This window comes from Pseudomonas sp. SJZ079 (assembly GCF_007993865.1).
In the GTDB taxonomy this organism is placed as follows: Bacteria; Pseudomonadota; Gammaproteobacteria; order Pseudomonadales; family Pseudomonadaceae; genus Aquipseudomonas.
Window position 1 is genome coordinate 82,954 of record NZ_VIUH01000013.1, and the last position, 26,248, is coordinate 109,201.

Sequence of the window (26,248 nt, forward strand, 5' to 3'; positions counted from 1 at the left end):
TAACGGGCGAGGGCGATATATACTGCGCGGCATTCTAGATGGGAGCGCCGCGTGGCTATTGATATTCGTTGGATCCGTGACGACGCCAGCCTGGCGCAACACTGCGCCGACTGGCAGTGTCTGCCGTTCGTCGCCGTCGACACCGAGTTCATGCGGGTCGACACCTTTTATCCAATCGCCGGCCTGTTGCAGGTCAGCGAAGGCGAGCGGGCCTACCTGATCGACCCGCTGCTGATCGAAGACTGGGCGCCGTTCTCGGCACTACTGCATAACCCGGCGGTGGTCAAGGTGCTGCACGCCTGCAGCGAGGACCTGGAAGTCTTCCTGCGCCTGACCGATAGCCTGCCGGCCCCTCTGTTCGATACGCAACTGGCTGCCGCCTACCTCAATCTCGGTTTCTCCATGGGCTATTCGCGCCTGGTGCAGACCGTGCTGAACATCGAGCTGCCGAAGGGCGAGACCCGCTCCGACTGGCTGCAGCGCCCGCTGTCCGAGACGCAGATCAGCTACGCGGCCGAGGATGTGCTGCACCTGGCAGAGGTGTACGCGGCGCTGCAGGCGCAGCTGTCGCCGGAGAAGAACGCCTGGGTGCTGGAGGACGGCGCAGAACTGGTGCTCAACCTGCGCCGTGAAGTTGACCCCAACGAGGTGTACCGCGAGGCCAAGCTGGCCTGGAAACTGTCCCGTGCGCAACTGGCGGTGCTGCGCGAACTCTGCGCCTGGCGCGAACGCGAGGCGCGGGCGCGCAACCAGCCGCGCAACCGGGTGATCCGCGAACATTCGCTGTGGCCGATCGCGCGTAACCAGCCGGACAACCTGGTCGCGCTGGCGCGCATCGATGACATGCACCCGAAAACCATACGCCGCGACGGTGAAACCCTGCTCAAGTTGATCAAGGACGCCGCCGCCACGCCAGCGGCCGAATGGCCCGAGGCGTTGCCCGAGCCGCTACCGCTGGAAGCCTCGACGCTGCTGAAAAAACTGCGTGCGATCGGTCAGCGCGAAGGCGAGCGCTTGAACATTGCGCCGGAAATCATGCTGCGCAAGAAAACCCTCGAAGCTCTGCTGAAAAGCGGCTACCCCCATGGTCCCTACCAGCTGCCGGACTCTCTGCGCGGCTGGCGTCGTGAATTGATGGGCCAGGCGCTGCTCGATTGCCTGGCCAGTGAAGGAGAATCCGCGTGAAACGCATCTGTTCCATCTACAAGAGCCCACGCAAGAACGAGATGTACCTCTACGTGCTGAAAAGCGATGCGCTCAAGCGTGTGCCAGAAACCTTGCTGGCGGCGTTCGGCCAGCCGATCCATACCTTCGATATGGTGCTCAGCCCCGAGCGCAAGCTGGCGCGCGAGGATATTCAGCAGGTGCTGGAGAACCTAGACGGGCAGGGTTATCACCTGCAGATGCCGCCGCCGGAAGATGAATACATCGAGCATCTGCCGGACGAATTGCTGCGCCGCAACGATCCGGTCTGACCGCTCATCGTTCATGGGGGAGAGCCGCATGCGCCTGTTGATCGCCGAGACCGAGCATGCTCGCTACGCCGAGTTGCTGCGTCAGGCGGCGCCTGAGCTAGAGCTGTACGGCAGTGCCGATCCCGCCGAGCTGGCGCATTGGGCCGGTAGCTGTCCCGTGTGGCTGGGTGAGCCGGATCGACTCGCCGAGGTGCTGCGCCTGGGCCACAAGCCGCAGTGGCTGCAGTCGACCTGGGCCGGGATCACCCCCTTGTTGGCCGCGGACCTGCCGCAGGATTACCGGCTGACCCGCGCGGTGGGCATCTTCGGTCAGGTGATGGCCGAGTATGTACTGGCTCACCTGTTGGCCCATGAGCGTCAGCTGTTCGCTCGCGCCGCCGCGCAGGCCGAGCAGCGTTGGGACAACCGCCTGCCGCACAGCCTGGCCGGGCGCCGCGCGCTAATTGTCGGTGCAGGTGAGATCGGCCTGAGCGTGGCGCAGTTCCTCGCGCCGTTCGGACTGGAACTGACTGGCGTGGCCAGTCAGGCGCGGAGCCTGGCACCGTTCGCCGAGGTGGTCGGGTTGGCGGATTTGCCCCGCGTGGCCGCCGAGGCCGACTACCTGATCAACCTGCTGCCGGACACCCCGGCCACCTGGGGCATCTACGACGCGGCACTGTTCGCGCAACTCAAGCCCAGTGCACTGTTTATCAATGCCGGGCGTGGAGTGGCGGTGGTCGATGCCGCGCTGGTCAATGCGTTGGAGCTGGGCCAGTTGGCCGGCGCGGTGATCGACGTCTGTCGCCAGGAGCCGTTGCCGACAGGCCATCCGTTCTGGAGCGCGCCGCGCCTGCTGCTGACCGGGCACAGCTCCGCGCCAACCCAGCCGCGATTGATGGCACAGCTGTTTCTCGACAATCTGGCGCGTTATCGCAGTGGCACCGAGTTGCAGGGCTTGGTGAATTTCGCCCGCGGTTACTGAGCGGCAGATAAGTAGCCCGGATGAAATCCGGGAGGCGTCCCTCGCCCACCACTCACCGATTAACGGTTTCCCGGATTGCATCCGGGCTACGGGGCTTGGCAGCCTGTGGCGACAGGCGGTTTGACCCGCTTGCCGTTCGGCATTGCGGCCTTGGCCCGGGACAGGCGCCGCGCTAGACTGCCGGCCTTTTCGCCCGTCACTCGTACCCTTCGCCATGGCCGCCAAAGTCGAACCCTTCTGGAAACGCAAAACCCTCGAACAACTCGATCAGGACGAGTGGGAGTCGTTGTGCGATGGCTGCGGCCTGTGTTGCCTGCAAAAGCTCGAAGACGAGGACGACGGCAGCGTCTATTACACGCGCATCGCCTGCAAGTTGCTCGATCTGAACAGTTGTCGCTGCAGCGACTACGCCAACCGTAGCCAATTCGTTGCCGATTGCATCCAGCTCACGCCAGCCCAGGCCGACCAGTTCCAGTGGCTGCCGCCGACCTGCGGTTACCGCCTGGTCAGCGAAGGCAAGGACTTGCCGCTCTGGCACCACCTGGTGTGCGGTGACCCGGAGGCGGTGCACCTCGAGCGTATTTCCCAGTCCGGACGCATGCTCAGTGAGAACAGCGTGGCCGAGGATGACTGGGAGGATTACCTGATTTTCCGCTCCGGTTGACGACTGTTCCTGCGGGCATGGAATTGTCTGGCCTATGCTCGGTCTATGCCTGACCTAAACCGCTCCGCCAAGGAAGTGCCTGCCATGTCGATTCACCGCAGCTTGTTGTCAGTCGTGTTGTTGAGCCTGAGCGCGTCGTTGTGGGCAGCCACAAAAGTTGATCTGGATTATCGGGTGCGTTTCTTGCCAGAGAGCGACCAGGCCGAAGTCAGCCTGACGCTGGAGAGGGGCGAGCAGGTTGTTAGCCTGGATTTCGACCTGGGCGATAAGGGCTACTACAGCGACTTCAGTGGCGACGGTCAATGGACTCAGGACACTCCCGAACGAGGCCTGTGGCAGCCGGCGAAGGGCAAGGCGACGCTGACTTACCGGGTGCGTGTCAGCCATCCACGGGGCGATCAGCGTTTCGATGCGCGCATGACTGAGGATTGGGCCCTGATTCGCGGTGACGATCTGGTACCCAGCGCCAAGTTGCGCCAGCAAGAGAAGACCGAACTGGTCGCGCGCTTGCAGTTCGAACTGCCGAAAGGCTGGCGTGGCGTTGAAACCGGTTGGCCGCGGATCGGTACGAACAAGTTTCGTATCGACAATCCATTGCGTAAGTTCGACCGCCCAACCGGCTGGATAGTCGCCGGCAAGATTGGCACGCGCCGGGCCCGGCTCGGCGAGACCGACGTGACCATCGCCGCGCCAGTGGGTGAGGGCATGCGCCGCATGGACGTACTCACGCTGCTGACCTTCGTCTGGCCGGAAGCGCAGGCGGTGTTCCCGCGCGATCCAGACAAGCTGCTGATCGTCGGGGCTGGTGATCCGATGTGGCGCGGCGGCCTGTCGGCGCCCAATTCCTATTTCATGCACGCCGATCGTCCGCTGGTCAGCGAGAACGGTACCAGCTCCCTGGTGCATGAACTGGTCCACGTATTCAGTCACATTCAGGGCACCGACAAGAGCGACTGGATCAGCGAAGGGCTGGCCGAGTACTACGCCATCGAGCTGATGCGTCGCGCCGGTGGCATGAGCGAAGACCGCTACCAGAAGGTGCGCGAGCAGCTGATCAAGTGGAGCCGCCCGGTGAAATCCCTGCGTAGCGCGCACTCCAGCGGTCCGATCACCGCCCGTGCGGTGTTGCTGATGCAGGAGCTGGATCGTGAGATTCGTCAGGCGACCAAAGACAGCCAAGCTCGCTCGCTGGACGATGTAACCCGTGGTTTGATGCGCTTGGACAGGGTCAGCACCAAGGACTTCATTGAGATTACCGAGAACGTCATGGCGGGCCCTTCCAAGGTGCTGGATACGCGGCTGCTGCGTTAACCCGGCGCAGGTCTGGCCGCTATCGGCTGAAGCGTCAAGGCTGGGTCACGCCCCATCGGCCACTAGGCTCATGTGGGGTTGGCGCGCACTCCGCTATCCTATGAATAGCGCGTTCATCGACTGGGAGGCCGAGCCATGAGCCACAAACACCGGAGTCTCCTGTACTCGATTTTCCAGGATCCGCTGCACAGCAATATCCACTGGCGTGAGGTCGAGTCGCTGTTGCATCACCTCGGCGCCACGGTCGAGCCGATCCTGGGGGCTCGCTTTCGGGTGGTGTTGAATCAGTACGAGTTCTTTCTGCATCATCCGCACCACAGCAACGAGTGCAGCAAGCAGGAAATCAAACACCTGCGCGAATGCCTGGCCATCGCAGGAATGACGCCGTCGGGCTATGACGAGAAGTTTGGCTGAGCGAGACAACCCGCAGTCTGAACGCCACAGCATGCTTGGGCTGCATCGATGCGGAATGAACAAGGCGCATGGCACGTTGGTTGATGCTCACAGGCGCGGCGCTGTTGCTGCTGGGTCTAACGTTGCACTTTGCGCCCTGGCTGCTGCACTGGTTCGGCCGCTTACCCGGCGACCTCCGGATAGCGTCCGCGCGTGGCAAGGTATTCATTCCACTGACATCGATGCTGATTGTCAGCATTGTCGTCACGCTGCTGATCAACCTGCTCAGGCGTTGACCCGGAGCCGGCTGCACAACCTCGGCTTTCTGCCAACCTATTGCAATGTCACTAGTCGCAGCTGCAGCCGCAGTCTCAACCCGACAGGCTACTTGAACTTGGGTCCTGACTTGGTGTTGTTGCCCTTGGCCAGGCGGTCATAGAGCACCACGTTGACCGTGGCAGCGAGGTTCATGCTGCCCTGGGTCGGCACGTACACCACGTCTTCGCACCAGTCGCGGATGCTCTTGTCCAGGGAACCGTCTTCCGGGCCGAAGAAATAGATGGCCCGATCCGGGTGGGTGTATTCCGGCAGTGGCCGCGCGCCCTCGACCAGCTCTACCGCGACCGGGGTGCAACCCAGGGGAATGATGCTTTGCAGGTCGTCGATGGCGATCAGCGGAATATCCAGGTGGACCCTTTTAGTGTCGGTGACGAAGTCCTTGGCACGGGCATAGCGCGTACCGCTGTAGAACACCGAGTTGACGCCATAGCAGCCGGCGGCGCGCATCACCGAACCGACGTTTTCCGGTGACTTGGGGTTGGACAGGCCAATGCAGCAGTATCGTTTCTTCGCCACGGAATGGGCCCTTTATGCAAAGGGCGTAATTATACGGCGTGTGGCCGGCGGCGGCTTATTCTTTGCTTTTCAACAGTGCGGCAAGGTCGGCGAACGCCTTGTGGGTCGATTTAGGCCCTTGCTGACTGGCGGTCGAGCCTTCGCTGAAGTACTGCTGGTCGGTGTAGCGCGAATGTTCGTTGTCGTGACAGAACAGGCACAACAGCTCCCAATTGGAGCCATCTTGCGGGTTGTTGTCATGATTGTGGTCGCGGTGATGCACGGTCAGCTCGCTCAGGCGTTTGCCGGAAAACTCGCGGGCACAACGTCCGCAGACATGCGGGTACATCTTCAGCGCTTTGTCCCGGTAACCTTCTTCACGGCTGCGCTGAGCCTCGGCGAGGATGCGGTCGAGCTTGGCGGTGGGCGATGCTTTGTCTGAACTCATGAGGGTGTCCGTAGTTGGCTGCAGGTGCTTAGCAGGCCGTTGAAAAACTACTGCGCTCAGCTATGCAGCGGTGAAATCAGGCTCTAACTGCTTATTTACAGCTCGTAAACTCCACTTTTCGCCTGATTTCGCCTTGCCTAGCCGTCGCTCGCTGCATTTTTTAACGACCTGTTATGGTTAGTTTAGTCCTGCCGGCGGTCGGCGAGAACAGCTGGCGGGCACTTATCGCCTGGCGTGCGGCCCAATGCCAGAGAGTCTCGCTGATGGAGGTGGACGATGCGCTGGCCCAGAACAGGGCTACTGTGCCTGAGCATGGTGTGCAGCGCGGTGGTGCATGCGCAGAACGATCGACTGCCTACGCCCTATGATCGTCCGGCTGGCGCGCCCGGTACGGCGACGCCACAACCCTTCCAGGTGCCGCAGCCGCGTCATGTACCGAGCGTTGCACCGAACAATCCGCCGCTGCTCAACCGCGATGGTGATCGCAGCGGTCTCGCCCCCAGCCTGCCCAGCGGCACCCTGGCCCCGTCAGATAGCGAGCTGCCGCTGTTGCAGCAGCAATTGCGGCGTAATAGCCAGGGCAGGAAACCGCCGAGCAAGGGTGCCGACTGAGTGCCATTGCTCATGGGTTGCCAGCCGCAGTGACCGCTCCGCCTAGAGCTGCTGCTCGACCAGTTGGCCATCGACCATGCGCAGGCGTTTGGACATGGCCACGGCGATGGCGCGGATCAGCTTGGCGGCGGACTTCGGTGCCTCCTGCAGCATCTTGTCCAGCGAGTCCTTAGCCAGCACCAGCAAGGTGCAGTCGCTGACCGCAAGGCAGCTGGCCGAGCGTCTTTCGCCATCCAGTACCGCCATTTCACCGAAGGCGCGGCCCTTGTGCAGCTTGGCGAGTTCGACCTGTTCGCCACTGGAGTTGGTCTTGCGGACCGACACCGCGCCGAAATGAATAATGCACATGAAGCTGCCTGCATCACCTTCATTGCAGATGATTGCATCCGGCTTGAACTGGCTGATGTTGAAATAGCTCGCCACGCTCAGCACTTCGCTTGGCGAAAGGCTATTGAACAGGCCACAGTCCAGGAGCATGTCGCGGATTTCGTCGATCAAGTAAGAACTGTCTGGCATCGGTCTTCTGCTTGGCGGTTAGAGGTGAGCGGGTCCGAGTATGACCTGACTCAGTAGCTTCGGGCTTGCCGACGGTCACACATTAGCGGCTGTGAGCGTGCGCCGAATAAAGTCACCGTTAGTTTAGCCTGAGTACCTTGAGCAGAAAGGCGTATTCCAAGGCCACATCCTTCAACGCCTGGTAGCGCCCACTCATGCCGCCATGGCCGGCGCCAAGGTCGGTTTTCAGTAGCAGCAGGTTGTCGTCGGTCTTGTTGGCGCGCAGTTTGGCCACCCATTTGGCCGCCTCCCAGTACTGCACACGACTGTCGTTGTAGCCAGCGACAGCGAGCAGTGCCGGATACGCCTGAGCCCTGACGTTCTCGTAGGGGGCGTAGCCTTTGATTCGCTGGTACACCTCAGGCTCATGCGGGTCGCCCCATTCGTCGTACTCGGTCACGGTCAGGGGCAACTCGGGGTTCTGCATGGTGTTAAGCACGTCGACGAACGGCACTTCGGCCACGGCCGCGGCGAACAGCTCCGGGCGCAGATTGAGCACCGCGCCGATCAGCAGGCCGCCGGCGCTACCGCCGCTGATCGCCAGTTGGTTTGGCGTGGTGTAACCACCAGCGATCAGGTGTTCGGCGCAGGCGATAAAGTCGTTGAAGCTGTTGGCCTTGTGCTGCAGTTTGCCGGCACGGTACCAGGCTTCACCCAGTTCGCCACCGCCGCGGACATGGGCGATGGCGAAGACGAAGCCGCGATCGAGCAGGCTCAGACGCGCGTGGGAAAACCAGGGGTCCAGGCTTTCGCCGTAGGCACCATAGCCATAGAGATAAAGTGGTGCCGGCTGACCGAGTACGTCACGCTTGGCCACCAGGCTGATGGGCACCTGGGTGCCGTCCGCTGCAATCGCCCATAGACGTTGGCTGACATAGGCATCGGCGTCGAATGCACCCTCCACAGGCGTTTCCTTGAGCACTCGTTGTGCGCCGTCAGCCAGGGTCAGTTGGCGGATCTGGGTCGGGCGGTTGAGCGCCTCGTAGCGCAGGCGAATTTCCTTGCTGTCGAACTCCAGGCTGTCTTGCACGTACAGGCTGTAGGCGGCATCCGGAAGCTGCACCCGGTAGTTTGCTTGCCCCTGGGCGCGCACCTCGATGATCGGCAGGCCACCTTCGCGCAGGCTGAGGGTCAGCGCGCTGTCATTCAGGCTGACGCCTTCGAGCATGACTCGATCGTTATGCGCCAGCAGTTCGCACCAGTGTTCGCGAGTCGGTGTCTGTTGGCTGTCGCTGCTCTCATTGACAAAGAACAGGGCGAAGTTGATCCCGCTTTGATTGCTGCGAATCAACCAGGCCCAGTCACCGTCGAGTTTGCCGTGATCGACATAGTATTCGTGACCTTCTTCACGCGGCGCCAGACAGCGGAAGGCGCCATTCGGCGTGTCGGCATCGAGCACCCAGACCTCGCTGGTGGTTTTGCTGCTCAGCAGAAGGACCAGCTGGCGCTCGGAACTGGCGCGATAGCAGTTGAGGAAGAAGCGGCCGTCGGCTTCATGGAACACCTGCTCGGCGGAGTCAGTGCCGAGGCGGTGGCGATGCAGCATGTGTGGGCGGTGGGTATCGTCCAGCTCGCCGAAGAACAGCGTCTGACTGTCGTTGGCCCAGGTCATGCTGCCGTCACAGTCGCTGAAGGGCAGCTGAGTGACGCTGTCGCTGGCCAGTTCTTTGACGAACAGCTGGTAGGTCTCGTCGCCACTGGTGTCCAGGCTATAGGCCAGGCGCTGATGGTCCGGACTGATGCTGAAGGTTCCGAGCGAGAGAAAGCCTTCGCCGGCCAGGAGGTTCGGGTCGAGGAGCAACTGTTCGGCGTCTTCATCGACGCAGAGCGAGCCATCGAGCGGGCGTGGGCAACGGTAGTGCCGCGGGTATTCGTCGCCGGCGGTGGTGCGTTGGTAATACAGGTAGGGTCCCCACGGCGAGGGCAACGATAGATCGGTCTCGCGGATGCGGCCCTTGATTTCCTGGAACAGCGTTTCACGCAGCTCGCGCTGATCGGCCAGCTGCGCGTCGAGATAGGCGTTTTCTGCCTGGAGATGCTCGAGTACCTCCTGGCTATCGCGATTTTCCAGCCAGCGATAAGGGTCGCTGCCGTTCTCGGTGCGGGCGGTGGGGGCGTGCGGCATGCGACAACTCCAGTGCGGGGCGGACGACAGCGGGGGAGCCGGGTCGGCGAAAAACCGCTATCATAAGCCCCACTTCGTAAGCCCCGCCATGCCAGGAATTCATCAGCTTTATGATCGAGAGCGACTATCTACTCGCCTGGGCCGCCTATGCCGTTGCGGCCTTGGGTTGCCTGTTAGTTTGGTTGCGCTTGACCAGCTGGATGTGGCGTTACCTGCGCGAGCCCTTGCGTGTGCTGGTGGCGGTGCTGTTGTTCACTCCGACCATTGTCGATCCGGCCAAGGAACTGTTCGCTCCGGCGATTGCCATTACCGCCCTGGATCTATTGTTCAAGGTGGGCAATAACGCCTGGCGTGCCGTGGCCGACCTGGCCATGTACGGCATGATCGCCTTCGCCCTGTACCTGCTGTTCGTGGCCATCCGCTGGCCAGTGGAGCGCTGGTGGAAGAGCCGGCAAGGTGAGGCGCCTGAAGCGGATGATGACGCACCGACCCTGCGCGAGATGATGCAGCGCGACACGGGTGATTTCGCCGAGGCAGGTTACCAGTCACGTGGCGAGCGCCGTTTGCGCGTCGAACCGCGACTCTAAACAAGGCGCAGGACGTGGCCGGGCAATCACCCGGGTCGGCGCAGCCGCTACTTGCGCCCAATCGTATAGGCGTTCAGCATGAGCTTTTCCGCGCCAGGAGGGCTTATGGACTGTGTGTTTTGTGCGATTAGCGCCGGTCGCTTACCGGCGCACCGTGTCTACGAAGATGAGCACTTCATCGTTCTGCTGGATATCTTCCCCATGCGCCCGGCCCATGTACTGATCGTCAGTCGTGAACATGCCCCCTTGCTCAACAACTTATCCAGCAACGCCCGTGATTGTCTGCTGATGCTCAGTCAGCGAGTGAGTGCGGCGTTGCGTGCCTCGGGGTATGGTCGCGAAGGGATCAATCTGTTGATCAATGACGGCCCGGCCGCTAATCAACATGTGCCGCACCTGCATCTGCACCTTATTCCACGGTACTCGGGTGACCTACCCCAGTTGATCTGGCGCCTGCTCTCGCGGTTTTTACCTCTGGGCCGTAAACGCCTTGAGGCGCGCTTGCAGTTGCAAGCCGAACAGTTACGTAGCGTCCTAGCCGGAGTGATGTAGACATGTGCGAATTACTTGGCATGAGTGCCAATGTACCCACCGATATTGTCTTCAGCTTTACCGGACTGGTGCAGCGCGGCGGCCTGACTGGCCCGCATCGCGATGGTTGGGGGATTGGCTTCTATGAAGGCCGTGGTCTGCGCGTGTTCCAGGACCCGCGAGCGAGCAGCGAGTCGGAAGTGGCGCAGTTGGTACGGCGTTACCCGATCAAGAGCGAAGTAGTGATCGGTCATATTCGTCAGGCTAATGTCGGCCGCGTGTGCTTGGCCAACACTCACCCGTTCGTGCGGGAAATGTGGGGGCGTAATTGGTGTTTTGCGCACAACGGTCAGTTGGCTGATTTTCGCCCGGCGCTTGGTTTCTACCGGCCGATAGGCGATACCGACAGCGAAGCGGCTTTCTGTGATCTGCTCAATCGCCTGCGCACGGCGTTTCCCGAGCCCGTGCCGATTGAGATGATGTTACCGAGCTTGATCAATAGCTGTGCGGAGTACCGCAAGCAGGGCGTGTTCAACTGTCTGCTCAGTGATGGCGACTGGCTATTTAGCTTCTGTTCAACCAAGCTGGCGCACATCACGCGGCGCGCACCATTTGGTCCGGCACAGTTGAAAGACGCCGATATGCGGGTGGATTTCCAGGCCGAGACCACGCCCAATGACGTAGTGACGGTACTGGTGACTGAGCCGTTGACTGACAATGAACACTGGAATCTGTATCAGCCAGGCGAATGGCGCCTGTGGCGCAGTGGCGAGTGCGTGGTGCATGGTCAGGTCTAGCAGGCCGTTGAAAAATGTAGCGAGCGCATGTCTCGGCGTCGCGCTCATCCCACTAGCCGAATAGGTCACTCGAGCGCTGGAGATTAAATCGGCCAAGGAAAAATCAGGCATCCCGGCTGCTCCGGGTCTTGGGGGGGAAATGTTTAGAAGCTATCTACGTCTTGGACTGTTTGCCCTGGGTTTGTTAGTCGGGGTGCAGGTTCCAGGCTTTATCGACGACTATGCCAAGCGCGTCGAAGCGCACCAGTTGGAGTCCGAACGAGCGCTGACGGGGTTTCGTCAAACCGCCAAGCGCTTTTTCAAGGGTGATCTGGATGCACTGGTGGCGCATTACCGGGTCAGTGACGACTCGGTAATGCGCAGCGATGCGCAGAGCGTTGGCCTATTGGTCGAGCGCGGTCACTTCCTCGACGGTGAATTGCAGGCCATGCAAGGCCCTTGGTATGCCCAGGTCTGGCACCTGGCAACGGCGGCCGATTCCGAACTGCTGGAGGAGACTTACGTTGCCTACCGCTATCAAGTGCTGCTGGTGCCTGAAGCGATCGCCTGGGGGATTGCCTGCGCCTTGCTGCTGGCCTGGTTGATCGAGTTGCTGCTGTTGGCGGTCGCTTGGGTTTTCGGCGCCGGGCAGGACACCCGGACACAGGCGCGGCATTGGCGCTGATGGCTTCAAGTGTTCGAGGTCGAGGCCCCGTTATGGCGCTGCCGCTCCTCGCCATAGCCAACTATGACTCGTTGCTGTGTCTTGTCGCGGAACCTCAATAATCATCTGATCTTGAATTAACAGTTAACCAACTAACCGTATAGGCCACTAGTAGGTCTACTGGTGTGCCCGCGCTGGCCGCGTGGGGTAGCGTCAATAGGTTAAGACCAGTTCAGGGCCCAGATAGGCGTTGGCTTGGCTGATGTCATCGTCGCCAAGCAGACCCACGGCGGCCGACAGCTGCAAGCGTGCTAGTAAATAGCGCAGCTTGGCTTCCAGCAGGTCGCGGCGGGCGATAAACACCTGTTCCTCGGCATTGAGGATATCGACGTTGGTGCTGGAGCCCGCGAGGAAGCCTTTCTTCGCCGAGTCCTGAGCCCGCTCACTCGACATCACGGCATTTTCCAGGGCCTTGATGCGTGCCTCGCCGCTTTGCACACCACGAAACTGGCGGGCGGTAGACGAGAACACCTCCTCACGCGTGGCATTCAAGTCTTCGCTGGATTGATCGCGACTGGCCACCGCCTGGCGCACTCTGGCGCTGGTCGCACCGCCGGCGAACAGCGGCATATTGAACTCCAGGCCAATCGAGGAATAGTGGTTCTGCTGGTTGATGGTCGAGATCGAATCACTCTGACTGTCGGTGTAACCCAGCACCAGGTCGAGGGTCGGCCAATGCCCGCCTTTGGCCCGGTTGACTTCTTCTTCGGCCACTCTTTGGCTGTAGTCTCGCGCCCGCAGTGCGGGATTATTTGCCTGGGCCTTGTTCATCCATGTTTGCAAGTCGTTGGGATGCAGGGGCGGGGTGGGGAAGTCGCGGCGCAAGGTGGCGACATGTTGCGGCGTCTCTCCGAGCATTTCCTCCAGCAGGCGTAGCGCGATCAGCAGGTTGTCTTGCGCTTCGATCAGTTCGGCCTGGGCCAGGTCACGCCGCGCGACCGACTGATAGACGTCGGTGATGGTGCCATCGCCGAGTTTGAAGCGGCGATCCGAAGCCGCTACTTGCTGCTCGAAGGCCTTCAGCTTGGCATTCGCCAAGTCGATGGTTTCACGCGTCAGCAGTACATCGAAATAACGGTTGGCCAAGCGTACGGCGACGTTCTGCGTCTTGGCATCGAAGACGGCTTCGCTGTAATCGGCGCGCTGTTTACCCTGACGATACTCGGCGAGCTTCTGTCGATTGAACAGCGGTTGACGCAGCTGCACCGCGAGGTTTTCCGAGTCGTAATCCAGGTCGCGCTCGACCGAGCCGCCGGGTAACCCAGTTTGCTCCTGGGTGCCGCTGACCTTGTTTTTACTGGCGCTGGCGTTGATCTGTGGCAGTAAGCCTGCCCGTCCCAGGGCGCGGTTTTCCAGGCCGGCATCGCGTTCGTGGACCGCAGAACGGTAGGTCGGCCCTTGCAGTTGCAGGGTTTCCCAGGCCTGCTGCAGGTCCAGAGCCGCTACCGGCAGACTGGCCAGGCCAGCCAGACACACGAGAACTAAACGGACCGGGATGCCATGACTTCTTGAGGTCACTGTTTATTGCTCCTTGAAGGCGTTGTCGACTCGGTCGAGCATCGGCTTCATCAGATAGCTCATCAGGTTGCGCTCACCGGTAATGATCGTCACCGTGGCCGGCATGCCGGCGCGAATGCGGTTGCTGCCGAGCTTGTCCATGCCTTCTGGCGTCACCTCGATCTGCGCGAGGTAGTAGGGCTGTTTGTTGCTCTCGTCGACCAGCCGGTCGGCCGAGATGGTCAACACTCGACCGGGAATGCTCGGCGTTTGGGCATGGTTGAAGGCGGGGAAGGTGATGTTTACGGGCAGGCCCGGGGTCATCTTGTCGATGGCCTGTACCGGGATCTGGGCGTCTACCTGCAACGGTTCGTTGGCCGGCACCACATTCATGATCACCGAGCCGGCCTGGATTACGCCGCCGATGGTCGAGGCATTGAGGCCCAGTACGATGCCGTCGATGGGCGAGCGGATCACCGTATGGGTGACCTCGTAGTCAAGCGAGCGCAAACGGTCGGTGAGGGCAGAGGCTTCCTTCTGCGCATCGGTCAGTTGCGATTGCACCTCCTTCTGGAAGTTCTGTTCGAGCTGCAGGGTGCGCAGTTTCAACTCGGCAATCTGGTTACGCGCCCGCCCGATGTCGGCAATGTTCTGGGCCAAAGCAGCGTTAAGGTCGGCTGCGCTGCGCTCCAGTTCGAGCATGCGGTTGCGGGTCACATAGCCTTCAGCGGCGAGACTGCGCACGCCTTCGAGTTCCTCATTGAGAAACTTGATTTGCGCGCGTCGCGAGCCTTGCACTTGGCGAAGCCCTCTAATCTGCTCCTCGGCGCCGTGGATGTTTTCCTGCAGGATGCCGGCTTCGCCGATCAAGGCGTTACGCCGGGTGGTAAAGAGCCGTTGTTGCAGGGCAATCGCGGCTTGCAGGCGCGGGTCGTCGGCGAAACGGGCCAGCAGGTCGGGGTCGAAACTCACCTCGGTTAACCCGTCGCGCTCGGCCTGCAGGCGATTTTGTACGGTCCTCACCACGATGTACTGGGCGCTGACTACGCCTCGCTCGGCGATGGCTTGGGTCGGGTCCAGTTCGATCAGTGCCTGATTACGTTTAACCAGGTCGCCTTCGCGGACCAGGATGGACTCTACCGAGCCGCCCGTCAGATGCTGAATGATTTTGCGATTGTCGGTCACATTGACCGTGGCGTTGGCGACTATCCCAGCATCGAGGGGTGCGATAACAGCCCACAGGATGAACCCGCCAAAGCCCGCCAACACCAGCCACATGCCCCAGCGGCCAGGACGGCGGTCATCGACGTCTACTTCTTGCGCCGGGTTGGCCAGTTTTAAACTTTTGCTTTCGAACTGAAGATCCGACATGGCTCTACTCCTTCGCCTTGACCGATGCCAGGCTCGGTGAACCCGCCGCAGCGGGTATCACGCCAGCCTGGCGGAGTGCGTTGAAGACCTCGTCGCGGGTGCCGAAAGTATGAACGGTGCCCTCGCGGAGCATCAGCACCTTGTCGACCATGTTCAGTATGGTGGGGCGGTGAGAGATCAGGACCAGGGTCTTTTGCCGCCGTTTGAGCTCGGCGATGGCTTGCACCAAGGCGGCTTCGCCAACGTCGTCGAGGCTGGCATTCGGCTCGTCGAGGACAATCAATGACGGGTCGCCGTAGAGGGCGCGGGCCAACCCGATGCGTTGCTTCTGCCCACCGGACAGCGAGCCGCCGTCAGTACTCAGCACCGTGTCATAGCCCTGCGGTAAGCGCAGGATCATCTCGTGCACACCCGCCTGCTTGGCCGCGAGGATGACCGCTTCGCTGTCTATCTCACCAAAGCGGGCGATGTTCTCGGCAACGCTGCCTTCGAACAGTTCGACATCTTGTGGCAGGTAGCCGAGCCAGGGTCCCAGCTCCTCCTTGTTCCACTGAAATACATCGGCACCGTCCAGGCGCACCTTGCCGGCATGTGCTGGCCATACACCGACCAGCAGGCGGGCCAGGGTCGACTTGCCCGAGGCGGACGGGCCAATCACGCCGAGTGCTTCGCCCGGGGTGAGGTTGAAGGAGATGTTACGCAGGATCGGCAGGCCCGATCCGGGGGCGTTGGCGAAGGCGCCTTCCATGACGACTATGCCCACGGGTTTGGGCAGTGGCATGGAAGGTTTGGTTGCCGGGAAGTCGTTCAGCAGGGCTGCCAGTCGTCCCCAGGAGCCACGGCTGGAGAGCAACTGTTTCCACGCCGCGATAACCTGCTCGACCGGGGCCAGAGCACGTCCAGACAGAATTGAACCGGCGATCATCATCCCTGGGGTGATCTCGCCTTTGATTGCCAGCAGTGCGCCGGCGCCGAGCATCAAGGACTGCAGGGTAATGCGCACAAAGCGCGTGGTGCCGTTGATATAGGCGGCGCGATCCGAGGCCAGCGTCTGCTTTTCAAGAATGCGCAGGTGGTTGCCGAACCAGCGCTGACGGATGGCCGGGAGCATACCCATGGCTTCGATGACTTCGGCGTTGCGCAGGTTGTTGTTGGCGAAACTGCCGGATACCACGGACGCCTGGTTGGCTTCGGCCAGCGGCTTACGGGTGCTGATCTCGGTCAGGTAAGCCAGGGCGACCAGTAACAGCGAGCCGATCAGGGCGATGAGACCGAGTATCGGGTGGATCAAATAGATCACCAGCAGATAGATCGGGGTCCAGGGGGCATCGAAGAACGCGAACAGGCCATTGCCAGTGAGAAACTGGCGTACCTGGGCCAGATCCTGCAACGCCTGCGCCGGGTTGCCGCCGGCTCGGCGCAGGTTGCGTTCGAATGCGGCGCCGAAGATGCGGGTGCTGAGCATCATGTCGAGTCGGTTGCCGACGCGGATCAATACAGTGGAGCGCACCACCTCCAACATGGCCATCAGCACATACAGTCCGATTATCAACAGGGTCAGCATCAGCAGGGTGGTGACGTTGCTGCTGACCAGTGCCCGGTCATACACCTGCAACATGTAAACCGCAGGGGTCAACATCAGTATGTTGATCACCCCGCTAAAAGCGGCCAAGGCGTAAAAAGTTCGGCGTAAGCGGAATAGCACCTCAGCCAGTTCGGTGCGTGGTGATAGCAACATGCCCATATGACCTCCCCCAGTACTGCAGCTTGCGAAATCCCGAGTCGCAGCCAACGGCTGCATGGCTCAAGGATGAATGCAAAGGGATGCCCTTCTTAGGTGCAGCAAAGGAGGGCTTGTTGCTTAGGTATAGTTGGGGTTTTCGGCTTCTGGCAAGGTGGAGTTGATACTGAGTGGGGCTGAGTTAGGCCATGTCATTTCTCCAATTGGAGCAATAACTTATGGTTTGCCAGCGGTTTTTCCACAAGGTCGCTGGTGTTTTGGCGCTGTGCAAGCTCGAGCCCTGAGGCGCCGCATCTACGGCGCTCAATGGCCCCAGAGATGCGCACGAACGTTGTCTAGGCGATGACTGAATTCTGCGGGCAGGACGCTACCGTCGGGTGTTTGAGCATCGATGCCGCGCTTGGCGCATCGACCAGCGGCGAGCTGGGGCGCCAATGAGTAGCGGGGGATGCGGCGAGGGATCAGCCCAAGCGGTTGCCTGGGTCTGCCTTTGATCTTCGGCTTTGCGCCTGAAGGCTACTCCGATGGGCCCCGAGCGGAGTTATCGAAGTGCTGCGCGGGCGTCAATTTCGCATATTCGTTTCGGCCTGGTGCTCGCAGGTCACTTTGTCCGGCGCTCATAGCAACCCGGGAGTGCCAATCTATTGCGTTGGCCTCCCTGTCCCAATTGCATGGCGCTTATTTGGACAGGAACCGCATGCCATCCTCCAGGCCCTGCAGGGTCAGCGGATACATCTGATCCTCCAGCAACTCGCGCATGATGTTGGTCGAGGCGGTGTAGTTCCAGGTGTCCTTGGGGTAGGGGTTGATCCAGATGAGCTTCTTGTATTTCTCCATGAAGCGCTTAATCCAGACGTAGCCCGGTTCCTCGTTCCAGTGTTCGACACTGCCGCCGGCCTGGGTGATCTCGTAAGGCGCCATGGCCGCGTCGCCGACGAACACCACTTTATAGTCGGCGCCGTACTTGTTCATCAGGTCCTGGGTGGAGAAGCGTTCCGAGGTGCGGCGCAGGTTGTTCTTCCACACCGACTCGTACACGCAGTTGTGGAAGTAGAAATACTCCAGGTGCTTGAACTCGGTCTTGCAGGCCGAGAACAGCTCCTCGCAGACCTTCACATGGGCGTCCATCGAGCCACCGATATCGAACAACAGCAGCAGCTTGACCGTGTTGCGCCGCTCCGGTCGCATCTGAATGTTCAGCAGGCCGCCGTCTTTCGCGGTGTGGTCGATGGTGCCGTCCAGGTCCAGTTCGTCCTGGGCACCCTGACGGGCGAATTTGCGCAGGCGGCGCAGGGCGATCTTGATGTTGCGGGTGCCCAGTTCGACCTGGTCGTCGAGGTTCTTGTACTCGCGCTGCTCCCACACCTTGACCGCCTTGCCCTGGCGCTGGCCGGCGTCGCCGACGCGGATTCCTTCCGGGTTGAAACCGCCGGAGCCAAACGGACTGGTGCCGCCGGTGCCGATCCACTTGTTGCCGCCTGCGTGGCGTTCCTTCTGTTCTTCCAGGCGCTTCTTGAATTCCTCGATCAGCTTGTCGAGGCCGCCAAGCGACTCGATCTTGGCGCGCTCCTCGTCGCTCAGCGAGCGCTCGAATTCCTTGCGCAGCCACTCGTCGGGGATCAGCGCCTCGATGTGTTGATTGAGATTTTCCAAGCCCTTGAAGTAGGCGCCAAAAGCGCGGTCGAACTTGTCGAAATGCCGCTCGTCCTTGACCAGGATGGCGCGGGCGAGAAAGTAGAACTCGTCCATGTCGGCGAACACCACGTTGTGTTTCAACGCGTTGATCAGGTCGAGCAACTCGCGCACCGAGACCGGTACTTTGGCGGCGCGCATTTCATTGAACAGGTTGAGCAGCATGGCTGCGTCCTCGTGTATTCAGCGGGCTGACTCAGCCGTTTTCCTGGGGCAGGCCATCACGGATGGCATACCAGTCGGCCTTCGAGTCGGCATAGATGTGCTTCTGAGCAATTTCGCCCAGTGCGGTGTCCAGGGTGCCCAGCGCGACGCCGGTGAACTCGCTGTCGAGCTCCATCCATTGCAGGGTCGCACCGCAGGTCTGGCAGAAGGTGCGGGCGACACCTGGCGAGGAGTAGAACGTACGCACCTGCTCGGCGCCCTGGGTGAAGCGAAAGTCCGCCTTGTGCACCGTGGCATAGGTGCCGAAGGCCGCACCATGGGCCTTGCGGCACTGGCTGCAATGGCAGTGGGTGGCCGCGCTAATGGGCGCGTCGATCTGGTATTTCACCGCACCACAGAGACAGCTACCGTTATGCATGACTCACCTCCTGGCCGTTCGAACCCCGGCATTAACGGCTGGCGCGACGACTCATGAAGGCCAGGCGTTCGAGCAACTGCACGTCTTGCTCGTTCTTCACCAGGGCGCCGGCCAACGGTGGGATGGCCTTGGTCGGGTCACGCTCGCGCAATACCGCTTCGCCGATGTTGTCGGCCATCAGCAGCTTCAGCCAGTCGACCAGTTCGCTGGTCGAGGGCTTCTTCTTCAGGCCCGGCACCTTGCGCACGTCGAAGAACACGTCCAGCGCCTCGGCGACCAGATCCTTCTTGATGTTCGGGTAGTGCACGTCGACGATCTTCTGCAGCGTGACTCGATCCGGGAAGGCGATGTAGTGGAAGAAGCAGCGGCGCAGGAAGGCGTCCGGCAGTTCTTTCTCGTTGTTCGAGGTGATGATGATGATCGGGCGTTTCTTGGCCTTGATCGTCTCGTTGGTCTCGTAAACGTAGAACTCCATCTTGTCGAGTTCTTGCAGCAGATCGTTGGGGAACTCGATATCGGCCTTGTCGATCTCGTCGATCAGCAGGATTACCCGCTCATCGGCTTCGAAAGCCTCCCACAGCTTGCCCTTCTTGATGTAGTTGCGAACGTCGTGGACCTTGTCGGAATCCAGCTGCGAATCGCGCAGGCGGCTGACTGCATCATATTCGTACAAGCCTTGATGGGCCTTGGTGGTGGATTTGATGTGCCAGGTGATCAGCTTGGCACCGAAGGACTCGGCCAACTGTTCGGCGAGCATGGTCTTACCGGTGCCCGGCTCGCCCTTGACCAGCAACGGACGCTCCAGGGTGATAGCTGCGTTGACCGCGAGCTTGAGGTCGTCGGTGGCGACGTAGGACTGGGTGCCTTCGAACTTCATCAGTAAATCCTCGAACGGTAACGGCGGGATATAAACCCGCTAGTTCAGTATTTAGAAAAAACTGACTATAACTCGGAGGTGGCGCCACTGTGAACGCAGACGGCTCATTCAGTCACTGAATGGGCCGTCACTTAGTGACGGGTCCGGCCATCGGGGTTCTTTCCAAGCGTGCATTGACGGTTTCGACAAAGGCATTGCGCAGAATCGCGAGTAAGACCTGCACGCAACGGGCTTTCTGTTGATGGACGTTGCCACTGAGGGCCGTGCGCCAGACTGGACTGCTGGGCGTGCTCATCATAGTCTCTGAGGCTTTCCGCCCAAACGCGCATAAAGGACACCGCCATGAGCCGCATCTTCGCCGACAACGCACAAGCCATAGGCAATACCCCGCTGGTCAGAATCAACCGTCTCGGGCCCGCCGGCGTGACCATTCTGGGCAAGATCGAGGGGCGTAATCCGGCCTATTCGGTGAAGTGCAGGATCGGCGCCAGCATGATCTGGGATGCCGAAGAGCGTGGCGTGCTCAAGCCCGGCATGACCATCGTCGAACCGACCTCAGGCAATACCGGCATCGGCCTGGCCTTCGTCGCGGCGGCGCGGGGTTACAAGCTGCTGTTGACCATGCCGGCTTCGATGAGCCTGGAACGACGCAAGGTGTTGAAGGCGCTGGGCGCCGAGTTGGTGTTGACCGAGCCGGCCAAGGGCATGAAGGGCGCGATCGACAAGGCCGCGGAAATCGCCGCCTCTGCCCCGGCCACCTACTTCATGCCGCAGCAGTTCGAAAACCCGGCTAACCCGGCGATCCATGAAACAACCACTGGCCCGGAAATCTGGAACGACACCAACGGCGCAGTGGATGTGCTGGTGTCGGGTGTCGGCACCGGCGGCACCATTACCGGGGTGTCGCGCTATATCAAGCAGACTCAGGGCAAGCCGATCCTGTCTGTGGCAGTCGAGCCGGTGTCTTCGCCGGTAATTAGCCAGACCATCGCCGGCGCAGAGGTCAAGCCGAGCCCGCACAAGATTCAGGGGATTGGCGCCGGCTTCGTGCCGAAGAATCTCGACCTGGCCATGGTCGATAGTGTCGAACTGGTCGAGGATGAAGACGCCAAGGCCATGGCCCGGCGGCTGATGCGCGAGGAAGGCATTCTCTGTGGTATCTCCTGTGGCGCGGCGATGGCTGTGGCGGTGCGTCTGGCCGAGAAGCCGGAGATGCAGGGCAAGACCATCGTGGTAATTCTGCCAGACTCCGGTGAACGTTACTTGTCGAGCATGCTCTTCAGCGATCTGTTCAGCGAGCAGGAAACGCTGCAGTAAGCGTTTAGCCGACGATGGAAAGCCGCTCGAGAGCGGCTTTTTTGCTAGTTGAGTGCTGAACGAGATGTTTCCTGACGCTGGCGTACAGCAACAGCCTGTGCGAGCCGTTATTGGAGCAGGCTGTCGCAGGAGTGGCCGTTCTTCTCCAGTATCGTACGCAGGCGTTTGAGCGCTTCGGCCTGGATCTGCCGTACCCTCTCGCGGGTCAGGCCGACTCTCTGGCCCATTTCCTCCAGGGTGCAGCCTTCATCGCCGCGTAAGCCGAAGCGGCGTATCAGCACCTCGCGCTGTTTATCAGTGAGTTCAGCCAGCCAGCTTTTGACGTTCTGCGACAACTCGTTGCCCTGCAGCAAACTGCAGGGGTCGTTCGACGGGTCGTCGGCAAGTGTCTCCAGCAGCGAGCGGGTAGAATCCGGAGCGAGGGCCGAATCCACGGATGACACGCGTACATCCAGATCGCGTATGTGCTCGACCTCGCTCACGGTTTTTTCCAATAGTTTGGCGATCTCATCCGATGAGGGGTCATGATCGAGCTTGCGTGTCAGTTCGCGAGCGGCGCCCAGATAAGCATTGAGCTTCTTGGCCACATAGATGGGCAGGCGGATGGTACGCGTCTGATTCATGATGGCCCGCTCAATGGCTTCGCGAATCCACCAGGTGCCATAGGTTGAGAAGCGGTAGCCCAGTTCGGGGTCAAACTTGTCCACTGCGCGGATCAAACCAATGTTGCCTTCTTCAATCAAGTCCAGCAGCGCCAGGCCGCGGTTGAGGTAGCCGCGGGCAATTTTAACGACCAGGCGCAGGTTGCTCTCAATCATGCATTTGCGTCCGTGCGCATCGCCCTGCCGCGCCAGGCGGGCAAAGTGCAGTTCTTTCTCATGCGAGAGCAGGGGCGAGAAGCCGATTTCGTTCAGATACAGACGAGTAGCATCGAGCGCCTGCGCGTAATCGGTGGATCTGTGCGGTTTCACTGCGCTGGCCGGCTTAGGGGCGGGCTTGACGGGGTCGGCTTGCGCGGTCGAGCGCGTCAGCGGCGCGACGGGCTCGACCAGTATTACCGTCTGTCGGTTGTTGAGCGTGACCGGGGTGCCAAACGTTTGGCGTTGATCTGGGTCAAGGTCATATCTGAATACGTAAGTCATAGTCACTGCTCAGAAATTCCTAGAGGCCTACAGCATGCGAGTGTTCCCGTCATAGCCAAAGATGCGGAGGTCGAATCAAATTTCGCGACTTTGGTCTGAAAATCGACCGGGCCCTTGGTCTGAAAGAAACTGGGCGTTTTGGCCAGTAATTGCCTACATTGCATGCAGGCAAGTTGAACGATCATGCGCTGGCTTTACTACACTCAGAAGGGCCTGGGTGTTTTGGCGGAACTGTTCGGGCGAAATGATCGGAGCGCAGTAGGGAAGGGACCGTGTATGAGCTGCAAAATCAGGATTGGCATCGTCGATGATCACCCACTGTTGAGGCAGGGGGTTGCCGCGACGCTCAAGAGAATCGTCGATTTCGAGGTGGTGGAGCAGGGCGGTTCAGCCGATGAGGCCAAGACCATCGCCGCGAAATTCGAACCCCATGTGATGCTGATGGATGTGCATATGCCCGGTGATAGCTTTGCCGCGGTCCGCGCCATTACATCAGCCTCAGCGTCGATCAAGGTTTTGATGTTGACTGTTTCCGAGTCCGAAGAGGATGCCTATGCAGCCTTGGAGGCGGGCGCCAAAGGCTATGTGTTGAAAGGCGTAAGCGGACCGGAGCTGGTGCAGGCGATTCGCAACGTGGCCAAGGGTGAAACCTTCATCACGCCCGGCTTCGCGAGCCGGCTGATCAACAATCTGAAGAAACATAACGAGGGTGAGAAGAGCATCGCCGACCTCACCCACCGCGAGGAGCAAATTATTCGCGAGGTTGCCAATGGGCTGACCAACCGCGAGATTGCCCTCAAACTCTCGTTGAGCGAGAAAACCGTCAAGCATTACATGACCAGCGTCATGCAGAAGCTCCACGTCCGCAACCGGGTGGAAGCGGTTACGGCCGTCAGGCAGCACTGGGATAATACGCAGGTTTCGAACATCAAGCGTCGCTTGGCTGGATCGCAGTGGGTGGCCTGCCAACCGTACGGTGATCTGGACTAATCGCCGAGCCCGGCGGTGGTCGAGCGGCCGGTGGTGGTCACAGCGTGAATCGCGCGCTCGCCTGGGTGCCGACGCCGGCTGTTGATTCGATGGCGAAAATGCCGGCGAGCGCTTCGACCCTATAGCGCATACCCGCCAGACCCAGGCAAGTTCGGCTTGGGTTTACCTCAGTCGCAGGCGCACTCCCGCTCGCGATACCCGGGCCGGCGTCGCAGACTCGTATTTCGAGCCAGGTTCCATCATAGCTGGCGTGGACCTCCTGACCCGCTCCGCCAGCATGGCGGTATGCATTGTTCAGCGCCTCCTGAACAAAGCGGTAGATACATATCTTATGGGTGAGCGGTAGGTCTTCTGGCAGAGAGCCGCAGCTCAGCTTGACCTGGGTTTTGCTGCGCTGTTCATGCCGCAGTACAACCAGCTCCAATTCCTGGCGTAAGGTAATACCGTTGATTTCCGGAAGCGCCAGGCCGCGAGAAATATTACGGATCTCCTGAAGTGCATCCTGCGCAGCATTCCTCATTGTTTCCAGGACATCCCCCTCTAGCGGATGACCATTTCTCTGGTAGCGCTCTTGCAGCGCGGCGAGCTCATCCAGTCGAACCAGAATCAGGGTCAGCAGTTGGGCGGGGCCGTCATGCAGGTCCGCGCCGATACGGCGCAGAGTGAGTTCGTTGATTTGCGAAAACTCCTGGTGGGCAGTGGCAATCTTGCGTTGCAGGTCGCCATTCTGCGAGAGCAGTTGCGCCTGTTCGTGCATTTGCCTGCGGAGCGTCTGTTGATGCCGCTCAATGATCCGGTCGCCACCTTGTACGATACAAAACAACAGCAGCAACATGGTCAGGGTAGCCGTGCCGACGATGATCCAGACTTCCCGGCGGGTGCGATCGACTTCGTGCTGCAGCGTCTTTGCGCTTTCATAAAACTCGCCAACGGCCACAATCCGCCCCGAGCCGAATTCCCGCAGCGGGGCATAGATTTCATACAAGGGAATGCCCAGGCTGCGTTCATAGATATTCTCGTCATCGTGCAGCTCACCCCATTCGGTGACGGTATGGCCCGCCAAGGCCTGGCTGATTTCGTAGGAAGTCGGGAATGCCTTGTTCAGCACGTCCTTGTTCGTGCTGTAAATCACCGTGCCGTCTGGGCTCCAGATCTTCACGGATTTGATGTGGGTGTTCAGCGTGGGGCTCGACATCAGGCGGTCGATAGACTGGGACGTCTTGGCGGACAAGCGCTTGTCCGTGGACAGCTCCTGCACGTAGGGTTCGAGAAATGTCGCCATGTACAGGGCGCCGGCCTCGGCGGCGGCCTGTACCGCTGAGCGCTCGATGGTTTTGCTGACGAGATTGCCGACGAAGGCCATCGTCAGGCCGAGAATCAGCACTGCGGCAATGACGAACTGAGTCGAGCGGCTCAAGTGGCGCAACGCTACGAATGGTTTCTGCCACCAGCGTGGGGGCGAGCTCGAACTGGAACCTGGAGTCGAACCCGGCAAGACCGGGTTCGGTTCTTGCGGTAAGGGCACGCTCTGAGAGGCGACCTTCGCTCCTGTAGACATCCGCGTTACTCCTTGGGATAGACCCTGCGTGACAGGCGTTCGGCCCTGCAATGACCGCCGGGCTTCTGCTGCCGGCTGTGAGATTCCTGGGGAGGCATCCACAATGGCCACGCAGCAAAAGCTGACATAAGGGCGTCGAGGGCCGGGTAGCTGGAGTGAGGATGCCCGCTCACTGCATGAGTCTAGTTCAGCTGACGATGCTGGGGCCGGTCGGGATGCTTACGTCCTGTCGTCGGCAGCGGAACAGTGGCCGGGAAAGGCGTGTGGGGCACACGGCGGCGAGGGTCGGTAGTGCGCCCCGGCAGATATGGGGCACGGCTGGTTATCGGGGCGATATCCGGGTCGAGCGAATGCAACTGCTCTACCCACGCTCAGAGAATCGCGGTTCGCCATGGAAACTAAGTAGCGGCTTGTGGCGCTATTGCCGGTGCCGTTGGCCTGACCACCAGCCATAGCGCCACGGCAATCAACACGCCGCCATACAGATAAGCCCAAGATAACGGTTCATCCAGCAGCAATGCACCCCACAACACACCGAATGGTGGGATCAGGAAGGTGGTAGTCGAGGCTTTGATCGGGCCGATATCGGTCAGTAAACGAAAGTACAGGACATAGGCAAAGGCCGTGCACATCAGCCCGAGTCCGGCGAGGGACAGCCAGACTTCCAGACCGCCCCAACTGACCGGCGGCTGCACCACCAGTGCGCCGGCAAACAACGGCAACAGGAACAGGCTGGCGCCGCACAGGCTGCTGAACGCGGTCAGGCGGTTATCCAGGCCGCCCTGTTGGCCGATCCAGCGTCGGGTGAGGAAGCCGGCAAAGCCGTAGCACGTCGTGGCGAGCAGGCAGGCGGCTGCGCCGAGCAGCAGCTCCAGGTCGACACTGACCGGCCCGGTGCGGGTCAGTACGGCGACGCCGAACAGACCGAGCGCTACGCCTGCGGCTTTGCTGGTGGTCAGCGCCTCACTGAAAAACAACATGCCGATCAGCACGCCCATCATCGGCGTGGTGGCGTTGAAGATCGCCGAGTAGCCGGCCGGGAGCACCAGCGCCGCCAGGCAGTACATGGCCGAGGGCAGCCCGGCGTTGATCACCCCGAGGATCAGGCACTGCTTGAGCTTGCCGCGAAAATCCCAGCGTACCCGCATGATCAGCAGGATCGCCAGCAGGCCAAGGGCCCCCAGGCTGGCGCGGAAGAAGGCGGTGGGCATGCTGCCGAGCACCGGTGCGATGATCCGCATGAATAGAAAGCTGGCGCCCCAGATAGCAGCGAGCAGTAACAGACGTAGCAGATCAGCGAGGCGCATGACGCACTCCACACAGCGGCGGGACGCGAAGTGTTGCTGGGCGGGCTCGCCAAGGCAATCCGAAAGTCGCTTTTAAATCAATGCAGCGGCTATTTTTCACGGCGATAAGCGCTTTTACCCCAGTGCTTGGCTTTCCCAGGCGCCGGTCACTGGCTAAGCTCGCCACTCAATACCCTG

General features: G+C 60.8%; 27 protein-coding genes. 14 read left to right on the forward strand and 13 right to left on the reverse strand.

Annotated elements, in window-relative coordinates; all coding sequences use genetic code 11:
- Positions 1-51 precede the first annotated feature (51 nt).
- The 7 genes from rnd (at position 52) to FBY03_RS13515 (ending at position 5,100) form a co-directional block, all read left to right on the forward strand.
- Positions 52-1,185, forward strand: a complete 1,134-nt coding sequence (gene rnd / locus FBY03_RS13485; RefSeq protein WP_147172890.1) for a ribonuclease D — start codon at positions 52-54, stop codon at positions 1,183-1,185.
- On the forward strand, positions 1,182-1,475 hold the full coding sequence (locus FBY03_RS13490; protein ID WP_147172891.1) for a YcgL domain-containing protein: 294 nt from the start codon (positions 1,182-1,184) through the stop codon (positions 1,473-1,475). Before rnd ends, FBY03_RS13490 begins: the two co-directional genes overlap by 4 nt.
- A 28-nt stretch (positions 1,476-1,503) precedes the next feature.
- Positions 1,504-2,436 (forward strand): D-2-hydroxyacid dehydrogenase, encoded by a 933-nt coding sequence (locus FBY03_RS13495; RefSeq protein ID WP_147172892.1) that lies wholly within the window; start codon positions 1,504-1,506, stop codon positions 2,434-2,436.
- A gap of 214 nt (positions 2,437-2,650) precedes the next feature.
- On the forward strand, positions 2,651-3,100 hold the full coding sequence (locus FBY03_RS13500; protein ID WP_147172893.1) for a YcgN family cysteine cluster protein: 450 nt from the start codon (positions 2,651-2,653) through the stop codon (positions 3,098-3,100).
- Between the two features lie 84 nt (positions 3,101-3,184).
- Complete coding sequence (locus tag FBY03_RS13505) at positions 3,185-4,411, forward strand: hypothetical protein (protein WP_147172894.1); 1,227 nt, start codon at positions 3,185-3,187, stop codon at positions 4,409-4,411.
- 135 nt (positions 4,412-4,546) lie between these two features.
- On the forward strand, positions 4,547-4,825 hold the full coding sequence (locus tag FBY03_RS13510) for a type II toxin-antitoxin system HicA family toxin (RefSeq protein WP_147172895.1): 279 nt from the start codon (positions 4,547-4,549) through the stop codon (positions 4,823-4,825).
- Positions 4,826-4,893: 68 nt separating this feature from the next.
- Positions 4,894-5,100 carry a DUF2905 domain-containing protein gene (locus tag FBY03_RS13515; RefSeq protein ID WP_147172896.1) on the forward strand — a complete coding sequence of 69 codons (207 nt, stop codon included), beginning with the start codon at positions 4,894-4,896 and terminating at the stop codon, positions 5,098-5,100.
- Between the two features lie 88 nt (positions 5,101-5,188).
- Here FBY03_RS13515 and FBY03_RS13520 read toward each other — a convergent pair whose 3' ends face one another.
- Positions 5,189-5,659 carry an RNA methyltransferase gene (locus FBY03_RS13520; protein ID WP_147172897.1) on the reverse strand — a complete coding sequence of 157 codons (471 nt, stop codon included), beginning with the start codon at positions 5,657-5,659 and terminating at the stop codon, positions 5,189-5,191.
- Between the two features lie 55 nt (positions 5,660-5,714).
- Positions 5,715-6,086: a YajD family HNH nuclease gene (locus tag FBY03_RS13525; RefSeq protein WP_025167255.1), complete on the reverse strand. Its 372-nt coding sequence runs from the start codon at positions 6,084-6,086 to the stop codon at positions 5,715-5,717.
- 276 nt (positions 6,087-6,362) lie between these two features.
- Between FBY03_RS13525 and FBY03_RS13530 the strand changes: the two genes are divergently transcribed.
- The gene (locus tag FBY03_RS13530) at positions 6,363-6,698 is read left to right on the forward strand and encodes a hypothetical protein (RefSeq protein ID WP_147172898.1); all 336 of its coding nucleotides are present in this window, start codon (positions 6,363-6,365) and stop codon (positions 6,696-6,698) included.
- Positions 6,699-6,740: 42 nt separating this feature from the next.
- On the opposite strand, the gene FBY03_RS13535 is transcribed toward FBY03_RS13530, so the two are convergent.
- Together FBY03_RS13535 and FBY03_RS13540 are read right to left on the reverse strand one after the other, a co-directional pair.
- A complete protein-coding gene (locus FBY03_RS13535; protein ID WP_147172899.1) occupies positions 6,741-7,214 on the reverse strand; it encodes a Crp/Fnr family transcriptional regulator in 474 nt (157 codons plus the stop codon).
- Positions 7,215-7,332: 118 nt separating this feature from the next.
- Entirely contained in the window at positions 7,333-9,378 is a 2,046-nt protein-coding gene (locus FBY03_RS13540) for a S9 family peptidase (RefSeq protein WP_147172900.1), read from the reverse strand.
- Positions 9,379-9,488: 110 nt separating this feature from the next.
- On the opposite strand from FBY03_RS13540, the gene FBY03_RS13545 reads away from it, so the two are divergent.
- From FBY03_RS13545 to FBY03_RS13560, 4 genes are all read left to right on the forward strand, one after another.
- Complete coding sequence (locus FBY03_RS13545; RefSeq protein ID WP_147172901.1) at positions 9,489-9,965, forward strand: MFS transporter; 477 nt, start codon at positions 9,489-9,491, stop codon at positions 9,963-9,965.
- Between the two features lie 105 nt (positions 9,966-10,070).
- Positions 10,071-10,517, forward strand: coding sequence for an HIT family protein (locus tag FBY03_RS13550; RefSeq protein ID WP_147172902.1), 447 nt, complete (start codon positions 10,071-10,073; stop codon positions 10,515-10,517).
- Positions 10,518-10,519: 2 nt separating this feature from the next.
- Positions 10,520-11,293 carry a class II glutamine amidotransferase gene (locus FBY03_RS13555; RefSeq protein ID WP_147172903.1) on the forward strand — a complete coding sequence of 258 codons (774 nt, stop codon included), beginning with the start codon at positions 10,520-10,522 and terminating at the stop codon, positions 11,291-11,293.
- 139 nt (positions 11,294-11,432) lie between these two features.
- Positions 11,433-11,957 (forward strand): DUF2937 family protein, encoded by a 525-nt coding sequence (locus FBY03_RS13560; RefSeq protein ID WP_147172904.1) that lies wholly within the window; start codon positions 11,433-11,435, stop codon positions 11,955-11,957.
- A 192-nt stretch (positions 11,958-12,149) separates the two neighbouring features.
- Here the strand turns inward: FBY03_RS13560 and FBY03_RS13565 are convergent, their stop codons facing one another.
- The 6 genes from FBY03_RS13565 to FBY03_RS13590 form a co-directional block, all read right to left on the reverse strand.
- On the reverse strand, positions 12,150-13,514 hold the full coding sequence (locus FBY03_RS13565) for a TolC family outer membrane protein (RefSeq protein ID WP_371920776.1): 1,365 nt from the start codon (positions 13,512-13,514) through the stop codon (positions 12,150-12,152).
- 3 nt (positions 13,515-13,517) lie between these two features.
- Positions 13,518-14,864 (reverse strand): HlyD family type I secretion periplasmic adaptor subunit, encoded by a 1,347-nt coding sequence (locus FBY03_RS13570; RefSeq protein WP_147172905.1) that lies wholly within the window; start codon positions 14,862-14,864, stop codon positions 13,518-13,520.
- A 4-nt stretch (positions 14,865-14,868) separates the two neighbouring features.
- The gene (locus tag FBY03_RS13575) at positions 14,869-16,608 is read right to left on the reverse strand and encodes a type I secretion system permease/ATPase (protein WP_147172906.1); all 1,740 of its coding nucleotides are present in this window, start codon (positions 16,606-16,608) and stop codon (positions 14,869-14,871) included.
- A 675-nt stretch (positions 16,609-17,283) separates the two neighbouring features.
- Complete coding sequence (locus tag FBY03_RS13580) at positions 17,284-18,462, reverse strand: VWA domain-containing protein (RefSeq protein ID WP_025167265.1); 1,179 nt, start codon at positions 18,460-18,462, stop codon at positions 17,284-17,286.
- A 31-nt stretch (positions 18,463-18,493) separates the two neighbouring features.
- Positions 18,494-18,880 (reverse strand): GFA family protein, encoded by a 387-nt coding sequence (locus FBY03_RS13585; protein ID WP_147172907.1) that lies wholly within the window; start codon positions 18,878-18,880, stop codon positions 18,494-18,496.
- Between the two features lie 31 nt (positions 18,881-18,911).
- On the reverse strand, positions 18,912-19,757 hold the full coding sequence (locus FBY03_RS13590; RefSeq protein ID WP_025167267.1) for a MoxR family ATPase: 846 nt from the start codon (positions 19,755-19,757) through the stop codon (positions 18,912-18,914).
- A 342-nt stretch (positions 19,758-20,099) separates the two neighbouring features.
- Here FBY03_RS13590 and cysK point away from each other — a divergent pair, with 342 nt between their 5' ends.
- The gene (gene cysK, locus FBY03_RS13595) at positions 20,100-21,074 is read left to right on the forward strand and encodes a cysteine synthase A (RefSeq protein ID WP_147172908.1); all 975 of its coding nucleotides are present in this window, start codon (positions 20,100-20,102) and stop codon (positions 21,072-21,074) included.
- 107 nt (positions 21,075-21,181) lie between these two features.
- Here the strand turns inward: cysK and rpoS are convergent, their stop codons facing one another.
- Entirely contained in the window at positions 21,182-22,216 is a 1,035-nt protein-coding gene (rpoS, locus tag FBY03_RS13600; protein WP_147172909.1) for an RNA polymerase sigma factor RpoS, read from the reverse strand.
- Between the two features lie 276 nt (positions 22,217-22,492).
- Here rpoS and FBY03_RS13605 point away from each other — a divergent pair, with 276 nt between their 5' ends.
- Complete coding sequence (locus FBY03_RS13605; protein ID WP_147172910.1) at positions 22,493-23,206, forward strand: response regulator transcription factor; 714 nt, start codon at positions 22,493-22,495, stop codon at positions 23,204-23,206.
- Between the two features lie 37 nt (positions 23,207-23,243).
- Here FBY03_RS13605 and FBY03_RS13610 read toward each other — a convergent pair whose 3' ends face one another.
- Together FBY03_RS13610 and FBY03_RS13615 are read right to left on the reverse strand one after the other, a co-directional pair.
- A complete protein-coding gene (locus FBY03_RS13610; protein ID WP_306102480.1) occupies positions 23,244-24,623 on the reverse strand; it encodes a sensor histidine kinase in 1,380 nt (459 codons plus the stop codon).
- A 539-nt stretch (positions 24,624-25,162) separates the two neighbouring features.
- A complete protein-coding gene (locus tag FBY03_RS13615; protein WP_147172912.1) occupies positions 25,163-26,071 on the reverse strand; it encodes a DMT family transporter in 909 nt (302 codons plus the stop codon).
- Positions 26,072-26,248 lie beyond the last annotated feature (177 nt).

Bases quoted from the DNA above. Each gene is read 5' to 3' on its own strand.
- FBY03_RS13500 (WP_147172893.1), top strand. From the start codon at position 2,651: ATGGCCGCCAAAGTCGAACCCTTCTGGAAACGCAAAACCCTCGAACAA.
- FBY03_RS13550 (WP_147172902.1), top strand. From the start codon at position 10,071: ATGGACTGTGTGTTTTGTGCGATTAGCGCCGGTCGCTTACCGGCGCAC.
- FBY03_RS13545 (WP_147172901.1), top strand. From the start codon at position 9,489: ATGATCGAGAGCGACTATCTACTCGCCTGGGCCGCCTATGCCGTTGCG.
- rpoS (WP_147172909.1), bottom strand. From the start codon at position 22,216: ATGACTTACGTATTCAGATATGACCTTGACCCAGATCAACGCCAAACG.
- FBY03_RS13505 (WP_147172894.1), top strand. From the start codon at position 3,185: ATGTCGATTCACCGCAGCTTGTTGTCAGTCGTGTTGTTGAGCCTGAGC.
- FBY03_RS13560 (WP_147172904.1), top strand. From the start codon at position 11,433: ATGTTTAGAAGCTATCTACGTCTTGGACTGTTTGCCCTGGGTTTGTTA.
- FBY03_RS13615 (WP_147172912.1), bottom strand. From the start codon at position 26,071: ATGCGCCTCGCTGATCTGCTACGTCTGTTACTGCTCGCTGCTATCTGG.
- FBY03_RS13540 (WP_147172900.1), bottom strand. From the start codon at position 9,378: ATGCCGCACGCCCCCACCGCCCGCACCGAGAACGGCAGCGACCCTTAT.
- cysK (WP_147172908.1), top strand. From the start codon at position 20,100: ATGAGCCGCATCTTCGCCGACAACGCACAAGCCATAGGCAATACCCCG.
- FBY03_RS13495 (WP_147172892.1), top strand. From the start codon at position 1,504: ATGCGCCTGTTGATCGCCGAGACCGAGCATGCTCGCTACGCCGAGTTG.
- FBY03_RS13580 (WP_025167265.1), bottom strand. From the start codon at position 18,462: ATGCTGCTCAACCTGTTCAATGAAATGCGCGCCGCCAAAGTACCGGTC.
- FBY03_RS13525 (WP_025167255.1), bottom strand. From the start codon at position 6,086: ATGAGTTCAGACAAAGCATCGCCCACCGCCAAGCTCGACCGCATCCTC.
- FBY03_RS13570 (WP_147172905.1), bottom strand. From the start codon at position 14,864: ATGTCGGATCTTCAGTTCGAAAGCAAAAGTTTAAAACTGGCCAACCCG.
- FBY03_RS13555 (WP_147172903.1), top strand. From the start codon at position 10,520: ATGTGCGAATTACTTGGCATGAGTGCCAATGTACCCACCGATATTGTC.
- FBY03_RS13535 (WP_147172899.1), bottom strand. From the start codon at position 7,214: ATGCCAGACAGTTCTTACTTGATCGACGAAATCCGCGACATGCTCCTG.
- FBY03_RS13530 (WP_147172898.1), top strand. From the start codon at position 6,363: ATGCGCTGGCCCAGAACAGGGCTACTGTGCCTGAGCATGGTGTGCAGC.
- FBY03_RS13510 (WP_147172895.1), top strand. From the start codon at position 4,547: ATGAGCCACAAACACCGGAGTCTCCTGTACTCGATTTTCCAGGATCCG.
- FBY03_RS13515 (WP_147172896.1), top strand. From the start codon at position 4,894: ATGGCACGTTGGTTGATGCTCACAGGCGCGGCGCTGTTGCTGCTGGGT.
- FBY03_RS13585 (WP_147172907.1), bottom strand. From the start codon at position 18,880: ATGCATAACGGTAGCTGTCTCTGTGGTGCGGTGAAATACCAGATCGAC.
- FBY03_RS13575 (WP_147172906.1), bottom strand. From the start codon at position 16,608: ATGGGCATGTTGCTATCACCACGCACCGAACTGGCTGAGGTGCTATTC.
- FBY03_RS13590 (WP_025167267.1), bottom strand. From the start codon at position 19,757: ATGAAGTTCGAAGGCACCCAGTCCTACGTCGCCACCGACGACCTCAAG.
- FBY03_RS13605 (WP_147172910.1), top strand. From the start codon at position 22,493: ATGAGCTGCAAAATCAGGATTGGCATCGTCGATGATCACCCACTGTTG.